General features: G+C 48.7%; 15 protein-coding genes. 13 read left to right on the plus strand and 2 right to left on the minus strand.

What is annotated here, in order from left to right; all coding sequences use genetic code 11:
• Positions 1 to 4: 4 nt before the first annotated feature.
• The 3 genes from sdhA to O9139_RS23000 all read left to right on the plus strand — a co-directional run bounded on the left by sdhA (position 5) and on the right by O9139_RS23000 (position 3,730).
• A complete protein-coding gene (gene sdhA / locus O9139_RS22990; protein WP_270884094.1) occupies positions 5 to 1,768 on the plus strand; it encodes a succinate dehydrogenase flavoprotein subunit in 1,764 nt (587 codons plus the stop codon).
• A gap of 2 nt (positions 1,769 to 1,770) precedes the next feature.
• Positions 1,771 to 2,535, plus strand: a complete 765-nt coding sequence (sdhB, locus tag O9139_RS22995; RefSeq protein ID WP_270884095.1) for a succinate dehydrogenase iron-sulfur subunit — start codon at positions 1,771 to 1,773, stop codon at positions 2,533 to 2,535.
• Positions 2,536 to 2,656: 121 nt separating this feature from the next.
• Positions 2,657 to 3,730 (plus strand): LacI family DNA-binding transcriptional regulator, encoded by a 1,074-nt coding sequence (locus O9139_RS23000; protein ID WP_270884096.1) that lies wholly within the window; start codon positions 2,657 to 2,659, stop codon positions 3,728 to 3,730.
• Positions 3,731 to 3,757: 27 nt separating this feature from the next.
• On the opposite strand, the gene O9139_RS23005 is transcribed toward O9139_RS23000, so the two are convergent.
• Positions 3,758 to 4,723, minus strand: a complete 966-nt coding sequence (locus O9139_RS23005) for a cation diffusion facilitator family transporter (protein ID WP_270884097.1) — start codon at positions 4,721 to 4,723, stop codon at positions 3,758 to 3,760.
• A gap of 1,073 nt (positions 4,724 to 5,796) precedes the next feature.
• Positions 5,797 to 6,561 carry an IclR family transcriptional regulator gene (locus O9139_RS23010; protein WP_270884098.1) on the minus strand — a complete coding sequence of 255 codons (765 nt, stop codon included), beginning with the start codon at positions 6,559 to 6,561 and terminating at the stop codon, positions 5,797 to 5,799.
• Between the two features lie 245 nt (positions 6,562 to 6,806).
• Here O9139_RS23010 and O9139_RS23015 point away from each other — a divergent pair, with 245 nt between their 5' ends.
• From O9139_RS23015 to O9139_RS23060, 10 genes are all read left to right on the plus strand, one after another.
• On the plus strand, positions 6,807 to 8,210 hold the full coding sequence (locus tag O9139_RS23015) for an MFS transporter (protein ID WP_270884099.1): 1,404 nt from the start codon (positions 6,807 to 6,809) through the stop codon (positions 8,208 to 8,210).
• 157 nt (positions 8,211 to 8,367) lie between these two features.
• Positions 8,368 to 9,096 (plus strand): 5-oxoprolinase subunit PxpB, encoded by a 729-nt coding sequence (gene pxpB / locus O9139_RS23020; protein ID WP_270884100.1) that lies wholly within the window; start codon positions 8,368 to 8,370, stop codon positions 9,094 to 9,096.
• 4 nt (positions 9,097 to 9,100) lie between these two features.
• Positions 9,101 to 10,108 (plus strand): 5-oxoprolinase subunit C family protein, encoded by a 1,008-nt coding sequence (locus O9139_RS23025; protein WP_270884101.1) that lies wholly within the window; start codon positions 9,101 to 9,103, stop codon positions 10,106 to 10,108.
• A 12-nt stretch (positions 10,109 to 10,120) separates the two neighbouring features.
• Positions 10,121 to 10,894, plus strand: a complete 774-nt coding sequence (locus O9139_RS23030) for a LamB/YcsF family protein (protein ID WP_270884102.1) — start codon at positions 10,121 to 10,123, stop codon at positions 10,892 to 10,894.
• Positions 10,895 to 10,919: 25 nt separating this feature from the next.
• Positions 10,920 to 12,620, plus strand: coding sequence for an FAD-binding protein (locus tag O9139_RS23035; protein WP_270884103.1), 1,701 nt, complete (start codon positions 10,920 to 10,922; stop codon positions 12,618 to 12,620).
• Between the two features lie 21 nt (positions 12,621 to 12,641).
• The gene (locus O9139_RS23040) at positions 12,642 to 12,953 is read left to right on the plus strand and encodes a 2Fe-2S iron-sulfur cluster-binding protein (RefSeq protein WP_270884104.1); all 312 of its coding nucleotides are present in this window, start codon (positions 12,642 to 12,644) and stop codon (positions 12,951 to 12,953) included.
• Between the two features lie 477 nt (positions 12,954 to 13,430).
• Positions 13,431 to 19,847, plus strand: coding sequence for an S-layer homology domain-containing protein (locus tag O9139_RS23045; protein ID WP_270884141.1), 6,417 nt, complete (start codon positions 13,431 to 13,433; stop codon positions 19,845 to 19,847).
• An 89-nt stretch (positions 19,848 to 19,936) separates the two neighbouring features.
• Positions 19,937 to 21,172: a HupE/UreJ family protein gene (locus tag O9139_RS23050; RefSeq protein ID WP_270884105.1), complete on the plus strand. Its 1,236-nt coding sequence runs from the start codon at positions 19,937 to 19,939 to the stop codon at positions 21,170 to 21,172.
• Between the two features lie 19 nt (positions 21,173 to 21,191).
• Positions 21,192 to 22,304, plus strand: coding sequence for a permease (locus tag O9139_RS23055; RefSeq protein ID WP_270884106.1), 1,113 nt, complete (start codon positions 21,192 to 21,194; stop codon positions 22,302 to 22,304).
• Between the two features lie 30 nt (positions 22,305 to 22,334).
• Positions 22,335 to 23,258, plus strand: a complete 924-nt coding sequence (locus O9139_RS23060) for a TIGR03943 family putative permease subunit (protein ID WP_270884107.1) — start codon at positions 22,335 to 22,337, stop codon at positions 23,256 to 23,258.
• Positions 23,259 to 23,273 lie beyond the last annotated feature (15 nt).

A 23,273-nucleotide genomic window follows, 5' to 3' on the forward strand; every position in this document is an offset into this window, starting at 1 on the left:
TAAAGTGGCTAATTCAAAAATTATCGTCGTCGGCGGAGGCCTTGCGGGACTCATGGCGACAATCAAAGCGGCGGAAGCTGGAGTACACGTTCAATTGTTCTCCTTGGTTCCGGTTAAGCGTTCGCACTCCGTGTGTGCTCAAGGGGGCATCAACGGTGCGGTAAATACGAAGGGTGAAGGCGACTCCACTTGGGAGCACTTTGACGATACAGTATACGGCGGGGACTTCCTGGCTAACCAACCGCCAGTTAAAGCTCTGTGTGATGCAGCTCCTGGTATCATCCACTTGATGGACCGTATGGGCGTTATGTTCAACCGTACGCCAGAGGGTCTGCTTGACTTCCGTCGTTTCGGCGGAACGAAATATCACCGTACGGCGTTCGCAGGCGCGACGACCGGACAACAATTGCTGTACGCGCTCGACGAGCAAGTACGCCGTTGGGAAACAGCAGGTCTCGTTACGAAGTTCGAGCACTGGGAATTCCTGGGTGCGGTCATCGATGACGATGGCGTATGCCGTGGTATTGCCGCACAAGATCTGCGCAGCATGGAGATTCAAACGTTCCCGGCTGACGCTGTTATTTTGGCGACTGGCGGCCCTGGTATCATTTTCGGTAAAACGACGAACTCCGTTATCAACACGGGTACGGCGGCAAGTGCGGTTTACCAACAAGGCGTGAAATACGCGAACGGCGAAATGATTCAAATTCACCCGACAGCGATTCCTGGCGATGACAAGCTTCGCTTGATGTCCGAGTCTGCGCGTGGTGAAGGCGGTCGAATCTGGACGTACAAAGACGGTAAGCCTTGGTACTTCCTGGAAGAGAAATATCCAGCTTACGGAAATCTGGTTCCCCGTGACATTGCGACACGTGAAATTTTCTCCGTCTGCGTAGACCAGAAGCTCGGCATCAACGGCGAAAACATGGTTTACCTGGATCTTTCCCACAAAGATCCGAAAGAGCTTGACGTGAAGCTCGGCGGTATCATGGAAATCTACGAGAAGTTCATGGGCGATGACCCGCGCAAAATTCCTATGCGTATTTTCCCAGCGGTTCACTACTCCATGGGCGGCATGTGGGTTGACTACAACATGATGACGAACGTTCCGGGCTTGTTCGCTGCCGGTGAGTGCGAATATCAGCATCATGGCGCTAACCGTCTGGGTGCAAACTCGCTCGTATCCGCGATTTTCGACGGTATGGTTTCCGGTCCTAAAGCGGTTGAATACATTCGCGGCTTGTCGAAGCATGCGGACGACACTTCCTCGATCGTCTACGATCGCGAGAAGAAACGTCATCAAGACCGTTACGAGTCCCTGCTCAAAATGAACAGCGGTACAGAGAACGCGTACGTGCTGCATAAAGAGCTCGGCGATATGATGAATGCTAACATGACGGTTGTTCGTTATAATGACCGTTTGGAAAATACGATCAATCGTATTAAAGATATGAAAGAACGCTACAAAAACATCAACATCACAGACACAGCCCGTTGGAACAACCAAGGTGTCGCATTCACGCGTCAACTGTGGAACATGTTCGAGCTTGCTGAAGCGATGACGGTTGGCGCTCTTATGCGTAACGAGAGCCGCGGCGCGCACTACAAGCCAGAATTCCCTGAACGTGATGATGATAACTTCATGAAGACAACCATCGCTGACTGGACGCCGGACGGCCCGAAAATCAGCTATGAAGATATCGACGTATCCTTGATTAAGCCACGTAAACGTGACTACTCCACGGATAAGAAGAAGGGAGGAAACTAATCATGGCTGATACACAAACTGCACAAAAAACAGTGAAGTTTATTATCACTCGTCAAGAGAGCCCAGATTCCCAACCTTACACCGAAGAGTTTGAAGTTCCTTACCGTCCTAATATGAACGTGATTAGTGGTCTGATGGAGGTTCAACGGAATCCGAAGAACTCCAAAGGTGATAAAACAACGCCAGTATGTTGGGAATCCAACTGTCTGGAAGAAGTTTGCGGCGCCTGCTCCATGGTGATCAACGGCAAACCGCGTCAAGCGTGCTCCGCGCTGATCGACAAGCTGGAACAGCCTGTCCGCATCGCGCCGATGAACACGTTCCCTGTTATGCGTGACCTTGTTATCGACCGCGGACGCATGTTCAACGCTTTGAAGAAAGTTAAAGCGTGGGTTCCGATCGACGGTACGTACGATCTCGGTCCTGGACCGCGTATGGCTGAGTCCAAGCGTCAATGGGCATATGAATTGTCCAAATGTATGACATGCGGCGTCTGCTTGGAAGCTTGCCCGAACGTGAACGATAAGAACTCGTTCATCGGTCCTTCTGCGATTTCGCAAGTTCGTCTGTTCAATGCTCACCCAACAGGTGAGATGAACAAAGAAGAGCGTCTGGAAGCGCTAATGACAGATGGCGGTATCGAAGGCTGCGGTAACTCGCAGAACTGCGTACGCTCCTGCCCGAAAGGCATTCCGCTGACGACTTCCATCGCAGCATTGAACGCAGACACAACAAAGCACTTGTTCAAAAAGTGGTTAGGCGTGTAACATTGAAAAGCCCGGTCTCCTTAATGGAGATTGGGCTTTTTTCTTCCCTGCGATTTGACGGAGGCTATTGGCAACCGATACAATAAATGAAGCGCTTCAACAAGATAATGAGGGATTATGGATGAATAATTATAAACAGCCCACGATCATCGACGTGGCCCAAGAAGCCGGTGTTTCCATTGCGACGGTCTCCAATGTGATCAATCGCCGCAAGGTGCCGATGGCGCCGGAGACGATCCGCAAAGTGGAGGAGGCCGTGGGCAGGCTGGGCTATCGCCGCAATGTGATGGCGACGAACTTAAGCCGCCGGCGTTCTTATGAGCTCGGGCTGATCATTCCGCATTTTGGCGGCTATTACGGGCGGTTTGCCGAGATGCTGGAGCAGAAGGTGCACCGCTTCGGCTATCACTTATCTATTTTTTCGGCGGGAGGCATGAATCCGGAGATTGAGCGGCGTCATCTGGAGTCGCTGCTGCAGCGCCGGGTGGACGGGCTGGTATGCCACGGCTTGGCGATGAGCATGGAGTCGACGCAGCACATCGTCGGCGAAGGGACGCCGCTTGTGATCTTTAACGGCTGGGGCTGGCCGGAGGAAATTGTGAAGCTGGCGATCAACCTGGATTTCGCCAAAGCTTCGTACGAAGCGGTGCGGCAATTTCAGGCCAATGGCTGCAAGGCGATTATCTATGCAGGCCGGCGCAAAGGGCTGGGCGCCAATGAGCAGCGCATTCAAGGCTTCCGCGCAGGCATCCGCGACTTCACCGCAGATACGCCTCACGCGGTGCTGGACGCCGGCGAGCTTGGCATCGAAGGTACGCTGGATGAGGCGCTGCGCCTAAGCGGCGGGCAGAAGCCTCTGGGCATCTATACCTTCAATGATGCGCTGGCTTTGGAACTGTTGGCGTTATGCCACGCCCGCCAAATCCGGGTGCCTGAGGAGATTCAGCTCATCGGTATGGATAATGAATTTTATGCGAACGCCAGTTTTCCTTCCATTACGAGCTTCGATATGCCTGTGGAACTGCAGGCCAGTCTGGTGGCTGCCTTCCTGATGAAGCAAATCGGCGAAACGTTGGATGAGGAAAGCGAACGGCTGCTTGATACGCATAGGCCCCGCGCCGATGGGCGGGAATTGCTGATCGATATGCAGATGGTTGCGCGACAATCGACAGCACAAAAAACCGTTACAAGCTGATGATAGCTTGTAACGGTTTTTGTTGTTTTATACGAGGCGCTCCCGGCGTTTGAGTTCTTCTTGATGCTTGAGAAACTCTTTACCATATTCACCATGCGGGTTAATGTTGGCGTTCTCGATTTGGATCGTGGCGTGAGCGATGCCATATTTGCTTTTTAACGTTTCATTGATGGCAAGAATGACGCAGAACGGCTGGATGTTCGGATCGATAAAGACGTGCGCGGTGAGCGAGTAATGATCCGTAGACACCGCCCATAGATGCATCTCGTGCACATCCTCGACCCCTTCGACATGCCGGATTGTGCTGCGGATCTCATCGAGGTCGAAGTGACTCGGTACGGATTCCATCAGAATCAGGTACGATTCACGAATGATTTTGCTGCCGCCTGTGAAAATAATGCCGCCAATGACCATACTGATCAATGGGTCGAACCAGAGCAAGCCAGTGAAATATATGATAATGGATGAAATGATGACCCCGGCTGAGCTGAGCAGGTCACCGAAGAAGTGCCAGAGCGCGCTTTTGACATTCAGATTCTCTTCTTCCTTCACGCTGTTGTGCAGCACCAAGGTGAGCACGAGATTGACGATGAAGCCGATTGACGCGATGCCCAGCATAAGGCCGAGCTGAATGGGCTGCGGATGGATGATCCGCTGGATGCCCTCGATGAAAATGCCGACCGCAATGACGCAGAGCGCTAAGCCGTTAAGAAATGATGCGATGATTTCAAAGCGCAGGAACCCAAACGTGAACCTGGCATTTGGCTGCCGGGTTGCGAGGTTCAGGGCGATCATGCTTAACGCTAGCGCGATCACGTCCGAGATCATATGGGCGGAGTCCGAAAGCAGCGCAAGAGAGTTGGACAGCAGGCCTCCAATGATTTCTACAGCGGTGAAAAAAGCGGTCAGAATGAGGGTCACCCATAATGTTCTCCGCGATTTGCTTTGTTCTTTGACGTGGTGTAGATGGTGGTAATCGTATTCCATGGCCATGTGTAGTCCTCCTTTGGCGAGTTCAATGCATGCTAATTGAGAATGATTATGATTCTCTTATTTAGAATAATTCTAATTAACTGAGATCAGTATATGCCAAAGTTCGAAAAGGTGCAACAGGAAAATGAAAAAACTGCCTAAATGTGGTGGCGCTTTCATAATTGTTACACAATTGAAATATTTCTGTTATGGTTTCATAATGTTGGGGAGGTAATATAATAAGCAAGACCCCCTTTTTAATATATAAACTTTAGAACCTGGCCCCGTTGGCCGGGTTCCTTTTTTTTATGCAGCGCGAATAGCCCTTATACGGTAAAGGTATACGGGGATAGGTGTATATATAAAAGGGAGTATAAGGGAATTTGAAATGATTTGGTTTTTTGGAATGAATTTTTGGTTATCCAAAAGATGAGGGATGTCATGATTACTTGATTCATGAAGCTTGATTAAAAATGCCACTATATATAATACATAGTGGAAAACCTAGGGTAAATGAACCCTAGATAATTTCCAATTGACGATTTTACTGAATGTTCACATGGTGTTCGCAATAGTTCTGGCTGACACCAAGGTTCATTTTACACATTGTTAAGAAGCATTCATCCCGTAAAAGCCAATAAAAAAAGCCAATATAACAACTGCAAAAGCCAATAGCACGATGTTTAAAGGATTAATTTTCGGATTAAAAAACGAGAGTAACCGAAAGAAGAATCGATTGTTGTTCTTTTTCATTTGCCCCTCCTATACTTCTAGCCACGTTTGAGAAATTCCAGATGATGCGCAGCTATTTCGTTTAATTGTTACGGGCAGTCGTGACTATCTCCTACTCCGTGACGGCCTGGATTTCTTTTTACAATATCAACCGTACACGATCATTGTGTCCGGAGCGGACCGCGGCGCAAAATTCCTCCATTTTCAGTAGCACACGCAAACCCTTGTCACGCAAGGCTTTGCGCCTTGGTTTTCCTTATCTCTCAATCCTTAAAAAATTACCGAAATCTCGAAACCTACGTCTCGTTGGCTGGGTTCCTTTTTTTTTACTAAGCACAATAAATCGTGCTTAGCCTTTTCTTTCACACCCGCGACCCGCCATACCCCAGCTTCAGCGAAATCTCCGCTGCTGCGCTGCGCACTTTCTGGATCAGATCGGGGATGTGCTCCTCGCCGAACTGCACCTCAAGCCCGGCGATACTGAGCGCGGCAATGATTTGGCCGGAATGATCGAAGATCGGCGCGCTCAGCTCCGCCGTGTAATCCTCCAATTCCGAGCGGCTGAAGCTGTACCCCGTCTGCCTCGTTTGGGCTAGCAGGGCGCGAAGCTCATCTTTGCCTAGAATCGTCCCCGATCCGATGGGCTCTAGTTCAACCTCTGCCAAATAAGCCTCGGTTTCCGAATCCGGCATAAAAGCAAGAATCGTGCGCGAGGAAGCTCCTGCGTAAAGCGGCGCTTTTTTGCCGATCTTGGTGAACAGTCGCACAGGATGATGGGTATCCAGCTTTTCAATATAGATGGATGCTTCCCCGTCCCGCAGCACGAGATGAACGGCAAAACCGATATCGTCGCGCAGCTTCTCCATGATGGCTAAGGCGATATGCCGAATATCCAGGCGCTCCGCCACCAAGTTGCCGAATTGCAGAAATAGCAGGCCAAGCGAATAGTAGCCATCTTTATTTTTATGCAAAAAGCCCATATCGGATAGTGAGCCGATCATGCGATGGACAGATGTCTTTGGCATGCCGGAAAGCTGCACCATGTCGTTCATGCTCAATTTATGGTGGGTCAAAAAAAGATTAAGCAAATCCATAGATTTAATAACGGTTTTGTTTTTATTTTGCACGATGTTCCCCCTGTGTTCAGATGCCGATAAGCGGTTTGTAGCCTCTAAAAATCCGAGCTTTTAACTATATTTATCCAGTATACATCGAATGGTAGATGAACTCCATTCAGATCGCCTTAATTCCTAGTAAATCGCTCGAAATTTTCTCTTGCTTTTCGGTAAATACCGACTATAATGATCGTATATATATGAATTAAAATTCGGAATTGCCGTTCCGGTATTCGGAACTAAAGAAGAGAGGGGCAATGGGAACTATGCAGGCGCAATTAGAAGTGAGAAGCAGACGCGATATCGTCAACTTCATCAATGCCAATCCGGTCAGTCGGCCGGGACTGAAAATTATTTTGCTCGCGCTCGCAGGCGTTTTCGTCGATGCGTATGATTTTACGAGCATTGGAATTGGCACGGCCCAACTTCAGCAGCAGTTCGGACTGTCGGCTGTGCAACTGGGAAGCCTAACGGCGATTATGGCTGTCGGTTCCTTGCTGGGAGCGATCTTCGGCGGTTATTACACCGATAAATTCGGCCGTAACAAAATGTTTCTGATCGATTTGTTTCTAATGGTTTTCGCAGCGTTCGGTGCAGCGCTTTCCCCAAATTTTGCGACGCTTGTGTTCTTCCGTTTACTGATGGGCATCGGGGTAGGCCTCGACATTCCGGTTGCCTTGAGCTTTATTGCCGAGTACAGCAATATGCGGAAAAAAGGCGCTAATGTCACGCTGTGGTGCCCGCTCTGGTTTAGCGCCGCATCGGTGACCGGCTTGATTGCGCTGCCGTTTTACTTTTTAAACCAACATGAATATATTTGGCGCTGGTCTGTAGGTCTTGGCGGTGTTTTTGCACTTATCGTATTGTTCTTGCGTTATTTTTATATGAACGAAAGTCCGCTCTGGGCGGCTCAGCATTTGACTCTGGAAGAAAGCGCGAAGGTCATCCGTCAAACGTACAACATTGAAGTGAACGTACAACCACAGGCTGCTGTTAAAACGAGCGCTGCACAGGTCAGCAAGGAGAAGCTATCCTACAAAGCGATTTTTCAAGGCAAATACAAATTGAGAACGGTACTTGCTTCTATCATCACATTCACCCAAAGTATGGAGTATTTTGCTGTAGGCTTCTATATCCCGACGATTTCGACGATTTTGTTTGGAAAAGGCGTTATCTATGCCATTACGGGAACGATCGTATTTAACTTGTTCGGCGCGCTCGGCGGCTTCGTCGGTTCGTCGCTCAATACCCGCTGGGGCGTGCGCAAATTGTCGATCATCGGGTACGTCGTTGCTACGCTTGGGCTGATCTGCATGGGTACTGTGGGCAACTCCTACATCGGCATATCTGCTGTCTTGCTGGCTGCATTTATTTTTGGTCATGCCTTCGGTCCAGGTTCCCAAGGGATGACGATGGCTACGCTGTCTTATCCGACAGAACTGCGCGGATTGGGCACAGGCTTTGGACAAGGTATTACACGTGTTGGCAGTGTATTAGGATTTTTCCTTTTCCCAGTCGTACTGGCTGCGGTTGGTCTGTACAATACGCTGCTTTTGCTGGCGATCGTTCCTTTTCTTGGTTTGGTAGCTACACTGCTGATCAAATGGGAGCCGGTCGGTCAAGATGTGGAGAACGAAGAAGCTGGCTTTACCAAAGCCTAAAGATTGCTTACACTTTGGAGGAGAATGACCTTAAGGTGTTCTGGGCTGCAGCTCCGAGAGGATGACTGGGCAAGGAGGAAGTTCCCGCTCTTGTCTAGGCCAGCTTGGGGCTAGCCTATTTCTTTTTGTGCAAGCTTCATAGGAAAGGGGTAAAAGTATGCTGCGAGATGTGGAAATGTCTCCATTGGGGGATAGTGCCATTATCGTCAGGCTTGGCGAGCAGGCCGACTTGGATACGAATACGAAAGTGCGCATGGTCGCTGATTATTTGGAGCAGCATCCGTTTGTGGGAATGATCGAATACATTCCGGCTTTTACCTCGGTGACGGTCGTGTATGATCCAGTTCAAATTTTTATGAGTGAAAATAAAAAGCCGCATGCCGGAGAGTTTCGCTATCCATACGATTATGTGGAACAGCAGCTTAGACAGATTCTCGCGTCGATCCGCGAAGCGGCAGCAGCCACGCCTCGCATTGTCGAGATTCCCGTCTGCTACGGCGGCGAGTTTGGGGTCGATTTGGCGTATGTCGCCAGCCTCAACGGCCTAAGCGAAGATGAAGTGATTGAGATTCATGCCAGTGGCGAGTATCTCGTGTATATGCTTGGTTTTGCTCCGGGCTTTCCTTATTTAGGCGGGATGGATAAGCGGATTGCGGCACCGCGCAAGATGACCCCGCGTTTGGCGATTCCAGCCGGGACAGTGGGGATTGCCGGTGAACAAACGGGCGTGTACCCGATTGAAACGCCAGGCGGCTGGCAGTTAATCGGCAGAACGCCGCTATCTTTGTTTTTGCCCAAGCAGCAGCCTCCCACATTGTTGGAAGCGGGTAACCGGATCCGATTCTATCCCATCACCCGCCGAGAGTACGATCAATGGAAGGAGTAACCGGATGAGCATTCATGTGCATAAACCAGGCCTGCTGTCCACGCTGCAGGATGCGGGTCGTTATGGCTACCAGAAATATGGCGTCATTGTCAGTGGTGCAATGGATCGATTTGCTCATCATACAGCCAATTGGCTCGTCGGCAATGAGGAAGACGAAGCCACGATAGAGATGACCGTGATCGGGCCGGTCCTCTACTTCGCTGAGGCTGCGCTGATTGCCATTTGCGGGTCGGATCTGCAGCCCCGCATCGACGGGGTGCCCGTGCCGTTATGGAGGCCCGTCTATATAAAGCCGGGAACGACACTGCAATTCGGGTCTTCCCGTGAAGGCTGCCGAAGCTATCTCGCGGTTTCGGGCGGTTTTGACGTCCCCCGGCAGATGGATAGCTATTCCACTTACCTCCGCGCGGGGCTGGGCGGCTTCGAGGGAAGAGCGTTAAAGGCGAGCGACCAGCTTCAAGTGAAGCCGGCAAGCGCGCTGGGTGAGAACATCCAGCAGCGGCTTAGAAGCCAGATGGATGCGGATGCGTCGTTCGGCACGATATCATGGCGTGTATCCTACGAACTCTTGCCTGCCTATGCGGCGAATCCGGAGATTCGTGTGATTGCCGGCGTGCAGTATTCCTTGTTTGAACCGGCGAGTCTGGAAGCTCTGTTTACGGAAGAATTTGTCGTGCAGCCCCAGTCGGACCGGATGGGGTACAGGCTCACGGGCAAGACGTTAGAGATGATCGAGCGTAAAGAAATGCTGTCAGAGCCGGTGACGTTCGGCACGATGCAGGTGCCGCCGGATGGCAATCCGATTGTTTTGATGGCGGACCGGCAGACGACAGGCGGCTATCCGAAGGTGGCGCAAGTCATTTCGGCGGATCTGCCGCTGCTGGCTCAAGCGACAATTGGCAGTCGGATACGCTTCAAGCTGGTCGATCTGTATGAAGCGCAGGAAACACAGTTGAAGATGGAATTAAATGTAAAATATTTGAAAAAGAGTATTCACATGTACTTCGATTAAGGAGGAACAAGCATGAGATATGTAGACTTGAATTGTGATATGGGTGAGAGCTTCGGCGCATACACGCTGGGCAGAGATGCTGAGATTATGCCCTATATAACTTCGGCCAATATCGCGTGCGGTTTTCATGCGGGCGATGCTGGGACGATGCGCAAGACGGTAAAGCTGGCCCTGGAGCACGGCGTCGGTATAGGCGCACATCCGGGCCTGCAGGATTTGATTGGGTTTGGCCGCAGAAAAATGGATATATCTCCGCGAGAAGCATACGACATTGTCGTGTACCAAATCGGCGCTTTGTGGGGCTTCGTCCGCGCTGAAGGTGGCGCGATGCAGCATGTGAAGGCGCACGGCGAATTATACAATATGGCGGCTGTTAATCCAGCGCTGGCTGAGGCGATTGCGGAAGCCGTGTATCAGGTAGATCCCAATCTGATTCTGCTCGGACTAGCCGGCAGCGAATTGGTGAAAGCCGGTAAGAAGGCGGGGCTCCGTACGGCGAGTGAGGTGTTCTCGGATCGCACCTATCAATCTGACGGATCGTTAACTTCCAGAAGGCAGCCGGATTCCATGATTACGGATGATCAGGAAGCTTTGAAGCAGGTGATTCGCATGGTGAACGAAGGCAAGGTGCTATCCAGGCAGCAGGTCGACGTTAATATTCAGGCGGACACGATCTGTATCCATGGCGACGGTGTGCATGCGCTTGCGTTTGCCCGAACGATTAACGACTCTCTAGCACAAGCGGGTATAACTGTGCAACCAATTGGAAAAACATGGGCGGAATAGTACTTGTACAGATAGGAGCATATCGATGAATCCCCTATATAAACAAGCAGATGTATTAGTTATTGGCTCTGGTGCCGCAGGGATGATGGCGGCTAAAGCGGCTGCCCAAGCAGGCGCTAGCGTCCTGCTGGTCGATAAAAGTCTGGTTGGACGCGGCGGTGCGACCATTTTGGCACAAATGACTGTCGCCGTGGCGCTGGGTGAAGCGGAAGAAGATCATCCGGATATCCATTTCGAGGATACGATGAAAGGCAGCCGCGGTATGGCCGATCCTAACATTGTCAAAGCGATTGTGGACCGCGGACCCGAGCTGATTCGGGAAGTTGAGGGCTACGGCGTAAAGTGGGCAAGGACCGCGGACGGCAACCATTCCCAAGTCGTTGCCCCTGGGCACTCACGTAGACGTTGTGTCTATGTGGACATTTTGAATACGGGCGGGGCCACCTCTGCCGGGTTAAGAAAAGCGATTTGGAAGGATGCGTCCATCGAGCGTTTGAAAAATGTCATGATCACCAAATTGGTGATCGAGGATGGAGCGGTAGTTGGCGCCGTAGGCTTCGCGGCTGAGCAATTTCAGCCTGTGCAAATTTCGGCGAACGCCGTTATTTTGGCAACCGGCGGATTAACGGAAATTTATGAACGGAACAGCGCCTCTGCCAACATGACCGGTGACGGCTTCATGCTCGCTGCAGAAGCGGGAGCGGAGCTGCGCGATCTGGAAATGGTGCAATTTTTCCCGATAGCTCATCTGTACCCGCCTTTGGTCGGCATCGATCCGATCATGTGGGACCCATTCCGGTATAAATTGGGCGGACGGCTCTTGAATGGCCTGCAAGAAGAATTCATGGATAAGTACAATAATGAAGTTGCGGGGAAATATACGGCTGCCCGTGATCAGACGACGTTTGCCATCTTTAAAGAGGTGGAAGCGGGAAGAGGGACGCCACACGGTGGCGCTTATTTGGATTTCCGTATGGTGCCTGAAGATAAATTGAAGGAAGCGTTCGGGCCGGTTATCGATCTTTTGAAAAACCAAGGTGTCGACTTGACGCGGGATATGGTCGAGGTCGCGCCAATGGCGCACTTCACGATGGGCGGCATTCGCGTGAATACCGAGATGGAAACGACGGTTCCCGGCTTATATGCTTGCGGAGAGCTGATTTACGGCATGCATGGCGCTAACCGCTTGTCCGGCAATGCGATAACGGAAGCTTTGGTGACGGGCCGCATCGCTGCAGAAGCGGCATCCCAAGTTCGCGGCAAGCAAGCGTCTGCCGAGCGTCTGCAGGTAGAGATGGAGCAGGAGCAGGAGCGGCTAGAGCAGTTTTGGCATCCACGTCAAGTGGATCAAGATGAGGTCGCTATGCTGAGCTTGAAGCATGAGCTGCAAAAAATCATGTGGGCTGGCGCAGGCCCACTTCGTACAGAGGCGAGCTTGAGCCGTGCGGTGGAGCAGCTTCGCGAGCTGCGCGAACGCGTGGAAAGCGCTGCTTTGGCGAAGGTGAACTTTTTTGCCTTGACGCTGCTCGAAAAAATCGAACTCTTCAATATGATTCAATTAAGCGAATCTATCATTATGGGAGCGCTGGCTAGACGCGAATCCCGAGGGGCGCACGTACGTCTCGATTACGATTCTGCTTATGAAACAGCGGTAAGTACGAAGTTTCAATTCGATCCAAGCGGTAAGTGGACGATGGAGGAAATTCCATTGCCGGCTATCCATTAATGGAGAAAGGGGCTCATCAACATGTCGAGTGTCACATTGCATGTCGTCCGCGGAGATAGAGAAACGGGAAGAAGATTCGAAGACTACGAAGTGCCATACCGCGAAGGTATGAGCTTATTAGAAGCGATATTTTGGATCCGCGAACATCAAGACCCTTCCCTGGCGGTCAGGTACTCGTGCCGCTCAGCCAATGCGTGCAAGGAGTGCATGGCTGTCGTTGACGGCAAGGCCGGCTACTTATGCAGTATTCGCGCTGTACCGGATTCGAGTGTGAAGGTCGAACCGCTGTCAGGCTTACCTTGGATTAAAGATTTGGCTGCTGTAATGGAATAGATGGTGTGTGAAAGTCGTTCAGGCCTAGAGCTTGGATGGCTTTTTTTGTTGAACAAATGTAAAAATACATTTTTATCCATATTTCCGACATCATGTTCCATTCTAAATGCCGAAATCCTAATAGGCGTCTATCTTTTTAATTTAGCAAGATAAAGTCTTAATAATTCCTTCAAGTTGCGATAACATTCAACGAATAAAACAGGTTTATAGTGATATATGAGTCTTAAGAATCATTTTTCAAATGGAAGATCTATTTATTATTCTTTACATTTGTAAAATATTGATTCTTGCAAAATGTCAATTCGCTAATGTGGAGATGGGCTTTTGCGAAAAGATGGATCGGAGCGTGAGGTATACTGGTTTAATTTTAAGAAAAGGAATCAACGGGCTGTCTTGTTTGAATTGATGCAGGTTTAAGCGTTTCAATGTATGAAGTGTTAACAGCGTAAAAAGATGGAGGTGCTTGGGTTGCAAGGTATGTTACATAGAAACAAAAAGTGGTACAGCATTGCGTTAATTGCTTTGCTGGTGCTTTCGATGGTTCTGCCGAATGGGCTCGCAGCCTATGCGGGAACGCCGGAAGCGGTAGCAAGTTGGACATTCCCGACAACTGCTTCAACTACGACGACTCCAATCGCGGCAACAAGCGGCGTGAACAAGTCGAGTGCTACTCTTGCTGTTAGCGGAGGCCGCACAATTAATATTAGCGCGAACTCGACGATATATGCCGGAGGCTGGAATGCGGCAAACGGATACTGGCAAGCTCAAGTAAGCACGTTGGGGTATTCTCAGTTGACGCTTTCTTCTAGAAACTACGGCACTAGTACGGGGCCGAAAGATTTTAAAATCCAATACAGTCTGGATGGAACTGATTTTACCGATGTACCTAACGGTGCGTTTGTCCAAGGTTCAACGATAGCTGATGGCGTTAAAGATTTGGTACTTCCTAGTGCAGTTGATAATCAGCCTGCCGTTTACATCCGCTGGCTTAACTACACGACCACTTCTATTGGTGGTGGAACGACTGCAAGCGGCGGTAACAGCAGAATCTCTGATATCTCTATCATGGGGATCTCTTTAACAGGCGGCGGTGACTCAACACCTTCCAAATCTACTGCCCCTGCAGGCAGCAAAATTCAGTTCACCAACGGCAACCTGATCGGTGATGTTGGCGCAGTATCATCTAGCGTGCAAGTCGCTGTATACGGCAGTGATCCTGAAGCGAGTGGAACAGAGTTAGCAACGACAATTAGCAGCGCTAACGGCTCCTTCTCGTTGAGTTTTAATTCTAGCAGCCTATCCTCTGTTTACGTGACGGCTACGGAGAGTGGAAAGACAAGAAGTGATGCCACGCTCATTAAATTGGCTAGTCTCAGCGATGCAATCGACGCTACCAAAGTGAGCTATTCTGTAGATGCTACAGGAAAAGGCACAATTACAGGAAGCAACGGAGCCGCAGGAGCAGCTTCCTATATTCGTATCTATGCGGACAGCGCTAAGATGAATTCGGTTGGTGCTGCGGTGTACGCGAATGGATCCGGCGGGTTCACTTCCGCGATTAATACGTCCGCTCCGAACACGATCTACATCTCTCAACAAGCAACCGGCAGCAACGGTTATCTGTTGGAAGGCGCTGCTGTTTCTATTACGAAGCTTGATACATCAGCCGTTACTCCGATTAACACGGTTCGCGCCGCAGATGCAAGCGGTGTTCCTGTTAACCTGAATCAAACATTTACCGTTGAGGGTACTGTAACTTTTGAGAACGGAAAGCTTGGCACTCAGAAGAGCAACTTCTATATTCAAGATGCCACAGGCGGGATCAATATTTATGGAAATGTCGTCGATCATGGTTTAACGATTGTACGCGGCGACAAAATTAAGGCAACTGGTAAAGTGCTCAATTACAATGGCTTGGTTGAATTGGAAGCCACTTCCGTGGAACAGACGGGTACAAGCCAGCAACTGCCAGATCCGAAGGAAATAACGATCGCGGATTTGAACAACTATGCAGCGGCTGAACCGGTTGATGGATTACTTGCAACATTGACTGGTAAAGTCAGCAACATTCCATCAACAAGCGGTAGTCAAAACATTACGATCGTTGACGAAGCAGGCAAATCGACGATTTTGCGTGTGATGGCTGGAACTGGTATTGACCTTGCTCATGATCTGGAGTTAAACAAAACTTACACATTCGTAGGCATTGTCGGTCAATACGATTCGTCTTCCCCTTATACCACTGGATATGAGTTGTTCCCAAGAGACAAAAACGACATTATGCCGGAGTTGTCGCTAGAACACACTCCTATTCAACAAGCGTATAAGGCAACGAATATTCAATTTAAAGCAAATGCAAGTGGAGCGGCTTCGGTTAAGCTCTATTACAAAGCGACAAGTGACGCAGCTTATACGGCAGTCGACATGGTCACTAATAATCAATCGTTATATTCCGTTACTTTGGCTGCATCTGTAATTCCTGTTGGAGGCTTCGATTACTACATTGAAGCTGTAGCAGGCAGCAAAAAGCAACAAGCTGGCCCATTCCATGTCACGTTGGTTGAAGATACTGAAGGTCCGATGATGACTGTGGATAAGCCTAGCAACAATGTGGAATCAGTTAGGCCGGAAATTGTAATCCTTCTTGATGATCCGAGCGGCGTCGATGCTTCTTCGGTTCAAATGTGGATCAATGATGCCGAAGTGACATCCAAAGCAGTCATTAACGGCGATGTTCTGAGCTACACGCCTGACACGGATCTCGCAATCGGCACTTATGCCGTAAAAGTTACGGCGAAGGATAAAAGTGCTAAGCAAAATGTAGGTACACTTAACTGGTCCTTCAACGTCGTGGAACGTTTCACGGGCGGCAATCACTACTACGGTACGACGCACAATCATACGAATATTTCGCATGACGCTGCTGGTAGCCCGGAAGATGCTTTGAAAGCTGCGCAGGCTCATAATTACGACTGGTTTGCTTTCTCTGACCACTCGCATGATATTGATGCATGTGCGAATAAGACTTGTACCGACACAGTTGATCACAACGGTATGCCGGAACGTACAGGCGGCTCGGACTGGCAGCTGACGAAAGATTTGGCTGCACAGTACACGCATAATGGAAGCTTTGTCGTATTCCCGGCGTTCGAGATGACCTCAACGACTTGGGGACACTCCAACGTATTCGGAACAAGCAACTTTATTGATCGCGTACAAGACGGCGGTAAGTACCAAAACCTGCAACAATACTACGGATGGATTCTGACTTACGACAACATAGTCGCACAGTTTAACCATCCGGACATGTCTGCTAACGCCTTCGACAACTTCATCCCTTACGATAAAAAAGTGGATAAGCTGTTTACGATGCTGGAAGTAGGCAATGGCTCTGGTAAATATTCTTATGCCAACGCGGAAGATAAATTCTTTAGCGCGCTTGACTTGGGCTGGCATGTTTCACCAACTTATGGGGAAGACAACCATGATGCAACTTGGGGCCAAACGAATAAACGTACGGTTATCGTAGCAAATGACCTAAGCCAAGACTCGTTGCTTGATGCTATGCGCAAAATGCATGTGTACATGACGGAAGATCCAAATGCCAAGCTGGATGTACTTGCAAGTGGGTGGTACATGGGTTCGACAGTGGATACCAAGGACCTTCAATTTAACATTACGGGTTCCGATTCCGTTAAGGAAAGCGCTTCTGATCCGAAATACAGCTATATGAAAACAGAGTCCAACGATAACATTGCTAAAGTCGAGCTGATTACGAACGGTGGACGCGTCATTGACACCTTCACGCCGACAACAGATTCTACTTCCTTTAACTGGAAGCCTGAAGTTAACGTTGTCGGAGGACAGCAATGGTTTGTCGTACGTGTTACGCAAAAAGATGGCGATCGTCTCTATTCTTCGCCAATCTGGTCGCCTTCCGAAGCGATTTCTGTGAAAGTCAACAATGTGGTAGCGGTTGACGGTGCCATCATCGGCGGATTTGACGCTAACGTGCAAGCCGGTGTTACGAATATGGGAACTGTTGACGTTAACAACATTACAGCCAAATTTTATTACGACCAAGTGGACGAAGCACATGCTATCGGGAATGCGCCAATTACGTCGCTTCAGGCCAGCAAGTCCGCTACGGTAAATACCCTTTGGGTGAACCCGCCTGTCGGGGAGCATAAAGTGATTGTTGTGTTAAGCTCAACAGATGCCGACTTAGGTACGAATAAGTTCGAGCAGAGCTTCACGATCAAACCGCCTCTGGGCAAAACGATTATGATTGAAGCCTCGAAGAAAAACGAGAATACAACGAAAGACACTGGAGGTTACCCGGATAACCTGAAGCTGTTCACCGTTATGATGAAGCAGCAGGGCTACACGGTAGTTGAAAATACAGCGAATTTGACGGATGCAGTGTTAAATAACGCTAGCGTACTGTTCATTACGCATCCAGCTACTCCGTACAGTACAGATGAAATCGCGGCTGTGAACAACTTTGTTGCTAAGGGTAGATCCGTATTCTTGGCAGAGGATAGCAATTACAGCGTATCGAATCAAGCGTTGAATTCGGTTCTGTCAGGTATCGGTTCAAGCATCCTAGTGAACAACGATAGTATTTACGACGAGTCGGAGAATGGGAACTTCTTCGGCGACAAGCTGAAATATAACTACGCGGTTAAAGCGTATCCGACACCAGTGAGCAATCATTTGACCGATTTTGTACCGACGATAGAATCTTTCATGGGTGCAAGTCTTGCCAAAAATGATGGCACGTCGAAAAAAGCGCCGCTTACCGACAGCAGCTCGGTTACGATCCTTGTGCGCGGTAACGAAACAACGTTCCAGAACAGTCCAACCGTGAAAGAAGATGCTGCAGCTTACAATGTGCAAACGTCCAAAGCGCCGGCAGGTCCTGCGTTGGATACGGTGACTGGCGGATCCGTCATTCCGATGGTAGCTTCCGAAACGATTGGCGCTAATGGCGGAAGAATCATTGTTTCGGGGATGAACATTTTCCATGATAAAGAAATGGATCAGTCCTTTAATCCGAAAGGGAATGACCCGTTTGCATTGAATGCGATGAACTGGTTATCGCACATGGAGCCAAAAGTTATCAATATCGCTGATGCTCGCGCATTGCCGGAAGGTACGCAAGTTGTCGTACAAGGTAAAGTGACTACAGCGGCTGGCGTATTCTATGACTCCGCATATGTACAAGATGATACTGGCGGGATTATGGCCTTTAGTGAAGTACCAGAGGGAACTTTGAAGGAAGGCGACGTTGTTCGTGTTTACGGTCACATCAAAGTTTTCGAAAATAATACAGAGCTTGAATTTGACAAATTTGCAAATAGCGTTGTTCAAGTAAGCTCGGGAGAACCGATTGCGCCGAAATCAGTAAGCACCAAAGATTCAGTAAGCGATGCGTATCAAGGGCAATTGGTGAAAGTAACAGGTAAGGTTGTTGCAATTCCTGATAGCACCTCCTACGTGATCAATGATGGATCCGGCAATGTGTTAGTCTTCGCAGACGGCTATATCATTAACCAAAGCGGTCCAATTCCAGTAGCGAAAATTGGCGATACGCTAGAAGCTGTAGGTCTATCGGGTAAATTCTCGGAAGGCAACCGAATTCGTATCCGAGATACCAAGGAATTGAAGTTAACAGCGGTAGGAGACCCTGGAACAGGCAAAACCAACGATGATAAAGGAAATAGCGGATCTGTCAATGGTACAGGTTCAGCAAACAATTCAACGACGGGTTCAACGACAGGCTCAACGACAGTTACGACGATCACACCGGATAAACTTGTTGTGAACGGCGACGGCAAAGCAGTACTTACAGTACCAGCGAACTCTACAGAAGTTTCACTGCCGGTTAACACTGCAGATCTGCTCGGTCAGAACAAGCTTGAGTTGAATACGGACAAAATGACATTGGATGTTCCAGCTAGTCTGATTAAAAAGTTGACAAGTCAACTCAGTGCAGATGAATTGAAGAACAGTACAATTTCATTGAAGTTTGAGCCTTTAGCTGAGTCTGACGCAATAAGCGCGGTTTCCAAAGCGCAAGACGTGTCTAAATCCGATATTAAACTTGCCGGTGAAGTTTACGAATTCAAGTTATCGGTTAAACGTGCGGATGGTACAGATGCTTCGGTTCTATCGCAATTCGATGAACCAATCACCATTCACCTGAAGGTGGATGCTTCCATTGATCCGAAAACAGCAGGTATTTACTACATTTCCGACTCCGGTGCATTGGAGTTTGTTGGAGGGACATATTCCAACGGAGAAATGGTTGCACTAATCAGCCACTTCAGTAAATATGCTGTGCTGCAAGTAACCAAGAGCTTTACAGATGTAGCTTCCAGCTATTGGGCGGCAGGCGTCATTAAAGAATTGGCTGCGAAGCAAATTGTGAACGGCATGGATGCAACAACCTTTGCTCCGGAACGTAATGTGACTCGCGCTGAGTTCACAACATTGCTGGTAAGAGCATTGAAGCTTACTGCAACTGAGAAGACTGCCTTTACAGATGTGTTGTCTAGCGATTGGTATGCGGATGCTATTGCCATTGCCGTGAAAGTGGGAATTGCAAACGGGAAAAGCGATAGTATCTTTGACCCGAACGCACAAATCACTCGTGAAGAAATGGTAACGATGATGATGCGCGCTTATACAACTGTGCATGGCGCTCAACCGGCTGCTAGCGGCACATCCTTTAAGGATGAAGCTGACATTTCCACATGGGCTGCAGCATTTGTGAAACAAGCGGCAGCGAAGCAATTGATTCAAGGACGCGCAGCAGGCGTATTTGATCCACAGGGCATCACAACCCGTGCGGAAGCGGCGCAAGTCATTTATAATCTATTAACTAAATAGTTTGAAGTATGCGTTAATGAACAGAATGCCATTCTTAGGAATGGCATTCTGATTCATCCATAGACATCAGGTATTTTTTGGAGGCGGACATGTACAAGCTTTATCAACCGTTGCGAATCTTCGTTATTGCATTCGTTGTTTTTATTTTATGTGCAGCTCCTTTCAAACAATCGGCTTATGCCCATGCCTATAGTGCAGCTTATACAACACTGACATTGACGAAAACACAGACCGAGATGACTTATGCTTTAGACGAGTTGTCTGTCATCGAATTGGTTGGCGGAGACCTCAATGGCAATTACATGATTGAACAAGAAGAGTTCGATGCGATGAAAGATAAGATCGGCACGATGTTGAAAGATCATGTTATTTTAAAAATCGATAATGAACCGCAAGCGTGGACGCAAGTTGAAAGTTTCATATTGGATCGAAAAGGGGATAACTCCAAGGTTATTTTGAAGGTCTTATATCCTCCTATATCGGATTCAAGCTCCATTTCTTTGTCGGATGATCAATATGTAAGTGATGTAAAGACGAATTATGTAAACTTATTGACGATTCAATACGGTGCGCTGAAAAGTACGTCCGCGTTATCCGGTAAGGATCGCACTTGGATCATGCGCATGAGCCCGGAAGATTATGCTTCCTTGCAGACAAGTATCGGGCAGAACGGGCAAGCTGGCGATCAACAGGCTGGGCAAGCAGCTGATCAAAAGGCAGAAGTTCAGCAGACAGAGGGCGAATCAGGAGCTCAAGCGCATGAGGAAAGTACGGACAAGTCATCAGGCTGGTTCTCGTTTTTCAAACTTGGTGTTAACCATATTTTATCCGGTTATGATCACTTGCTTTTCATTTTTTCCTTGCTGATTGCCAGACAATCCTTTAAACAGTACGCCACGATGATTACAGCGTTTACGGTCGCTCACAGTTTAACCTTGACATTAATGGTGCTAGGCATGATCAATGTGCCTTCGCAGCTGGTAGAACCTGCCATTGCATTGAGCATTTGTTATGTGGCTGCAGATAATATGATGCGTACTAACGTTAGCCACCGCTGGTTGCTGACCTTCCTATTCGGGCTAATTCACGGTATGGGGTTTGCCGATATCCTCAAGGAAATGGTTATCCCTAAGCATGAGTTAGCTGTAGATTTGATCAGTTTTAACTTGGGTATTGAGGTGGTACAAATTACGATTTTAGCGATTATGCTTCCGCTGCTGTTTTATTTCCATCGCTGGAAATTATCGAGACGGGCAATCGTTGCAGCTTCAGGTATCGTGCTCTTATTGGGCGCGATCTGGCTAGTTCAAAGGTTAATCGCCTAAGGGAGGGAGAAAGGCAATCATGCAAACGGCAGTCGCGAATAAAAGCTCAGCGTGGAATAGCAATGTGTTAGCCGGCTTTTGTTTAGCATTTATACTGGCTCTTTACTTTATTTCTACAGCAGCACCTGGGACTGTTCTAACAAATACCAAGCTGCAAATTTTTAAGACGATGTTTATTAGCATTATATTAGAAGCGATGCCGTTTATCTTGATAGGTGTCTTTATTTCCGCGCTGCTGCAAGTGTTTGTTACGGATCAGATGATTAAAAAAATGATTCCTAGCCACCCACTGCTCGGTATCCTGACGGCTAGTATTATCGGAATCATTTTTCCGATCTGCGAGTGCGGCATGGTCCCGGCGATTCGCAAGCTGATGAAGAAGGGAATGCCGCTCTATGTGGCGACGACACTCATTTTAGTAGGACCGATCCTGAATCCGATCGTATTCTGGTCGACTTTCATTGCCTTCCGCAGCAATCCCGAAATTGCCTATGCCCGTATGGGTTTAGCGTTCGTGGTCGCGCTCGTGGCCGGGTTAATCGTTTATAAATTTGTGAACCCGGATCAATTGAAAGAGCATGCGCCTGTTCAGCAGCACAAAGTTAAGAAAACGCTGAAATCCGTAAAAGGCAGCAGCAAAGCCGCGCACACTCACGATCATACTCACACGCACACTCATGCGCACGTTCACAATCAGGATCATGGCCATGATCAAATCCGTCCCAATAAAGTCGTAGAAGTGATGGGACATACAGTCAGCGAATTTTTTGATATGGGCAAGTTCTTATTGTTCGGCGCACTCTTGGTGGGTTTGCTTCAAACCTTTGTCTCCAAAGACAGCCTGGTTGCCCTTGGACATGGCCAAGGCAGCGCCAATGTGTTTATGATGGGCCTCGGCTTCATCTTATCGCTATGCTCGACATCTGACGCATTTGTAGCACAGTCTTTCCTGACAACCTTCTCCAAAGGTTCGCTAATCGCTTTTATGGTGTTCGGACCGATGCTTAATTTAAAAGGTCTCTTTATGATGTCAGCTGTTTTCAAGGCCAAGTTCGTCGTCATTCTCAGTGTTCTTGTCATCGTTCTTGTCTATGCAGGCACCCTGCTGCTTGAAGGCTTCGTGTTAAAGTAGTTCCATTCACCCGGGAAGGTGGGTTAATTAATGAAGAAAATGAACGCCGCCGTGTTCCACAGTTTTCTAAGAGCGTTTATCCTATTGGGATTCGGGGCTTTAATTGTATATTTGAAGATATCTGGCGATATCTTACTCTATGTGACACCGCGGTTAAGCATTTATTTGGAAATAGCTGCCGCGGGGCTGATGGTTACTGCAGCTTTTCAATTCTACATTTCCTTTCTATCTCTGAAAAAGCCAGTGATCGTCTGCGAGTGCGGTCATGACCACGATCATGAACACGGTCGACACTCTCATGAGCCGCCGCAATCGATCGGCAAAAATGTCGTCGTCTACGGCATATTCATCCTTCCGCTCTTGTTTGGCACCTTGCTGCCCAATACAGCGCTTGCTGGTTCACTGGCTCAAACGAAAGGGATGAACCTGGGAGGCGTTTTGGCTAATCAGAGCGCAGCGCCCGCCGACCTTGTTGAGGTGGAAGGAACCGAAGATCCTGCGCTAAAGGAAAAATTCAAAACAACCCCCTACAATCGGGATTACGCCAAACTGGGAATGCTCTTGTACCAACAAGATAGGATTGAGATGAAGGATGAGTGGTATATTGAGAAAATGAGAGCAATGAACACGTTCGTCGACAATTTTGAAAACAAACAGATCAAAATTACCGGTTTTGTTTACCGGGAGGACGGGCTTCCCGATTCCCAGTTTATTATTGGCCGGTTAGCAATGACGCATTGCATTGCAGATATTGCGCCTTACGGCATTATCGTTGAAGGCGGAGACGCCAACCAGTATGCCAATGATTCTTGGATCACCGTGACGGGCACGATCAGCAAAACCTCTTACCACGATCAAAAAGTCATGAAAATCAACATTAGCAGCGTAGAGCCTGCGAAAGCGCCAAGTGTGCCTTATGTGTATCCGGATTGGGATTTTGCATCAAAATTGTAACCAGTGTGTTGGAAA

The sequence above is a fragment of the Paenibacillus aestuarii genome, assembly GCF_027789125.1.
GTDB classification, from domain to species: Bacteria; Bacillota; Bacilli; order Paenibacillales; family NBRC-103111; genus Paenibacillus_E; species Paenibacillus_E aestuarii.

Excerpts from the sequence above, each read along its gene's own strand:
- O9139_RS23060 (WP_270884107.1), top strand. The coding sequence starts at position 22,335 with ATGAAGAAAATGAACGCCGCCGTGTTCCACAGTTTTCTAAGAGCGTTT.
- O9139_RS23005 (WP_270884097.1), bottom strand. The coding sequence starts at position 4,723 with ATGGCCATGGAATACGATTACCACCATCTACACCACGTCAAAGAACAA.
- O9139_RS23055 (WP_270884106.1), top strand. The coding sequence starts at position 21,192 with ATGCAAACGGCAGTCGCGAATAAAAGCTCAGCGTGGAATAGCAATGTG.
- O9139_RS23025 (WP_270884101.1), top strand. The coding sequence starts at position 9,101 with ATGAGCATTCATGTGCATAAACCAGGCCTGCTGTCCACGCTGCAGGAT.
- sdhB (WP_270884095.1), top strand. The coding sequence starts at position 1,771 with ATGGCTGATACACAAACTGCACAAAAAACAGTGAAGTTTATTATCACT.
- pxpB (WP_270884100.1), top strand. The coding sequence starts at position 8,368 with ATGCTGCGAGATGTGGAAATGTCTCCATTGGGGGATAGTGCCATTATC.
- O9139_RS23015 (WP_270884099.1), top strand. The coding sequence starts at position 6,807 with ATGGGAACTATGCAGGCGCAATTAGAAGTGAGAAGCAGACGCGATATC.
- O9139_RS23035 (WP_270884103.1), top strand. The coding sequence starts at position 10,920 with ATGAATCCCCTATATAAACAAGCAGATGTATTAGTTATTGGCTCTGGT.
- O9139_RS23030 (WP_270884102.1), top strand. The coding sequence starts at position 10,121 with ATGAGATATGTAGACTTGAATTGTGATATGGGTGAGAGCTTCGGCGCA.
- O9139_RS23040 (WP_270884104.1), top strand. The coding sequence starts at position 12,642 with ATGTCGAGTGTCACATTGCATGTCGTCCGCGGAGATAGAGAAACGGGA.
- O9139_RS23000 (WP_270884096.1), top strand. The coding sequence starts at position 2,657 with ATGAATAATTATAAACAGCCCACGATCATCGACGTGGCCCAAGAAGCC.
- O9139_RS23050 (WP_270884105.1), top strand. The coding sequence starts at position 19,937 with ATGTACAAGCTTTATCAACCGTTGCGAATCTTCGTTATTGCATTCGTT.
- O9139_RS23045 (WP_270884141.1), top strand. The coding sequence starts at position 13,431 with ATGTTACATAGAAACAAAAAGTGGTACAGCATTGCGTTAATTGCTTTG.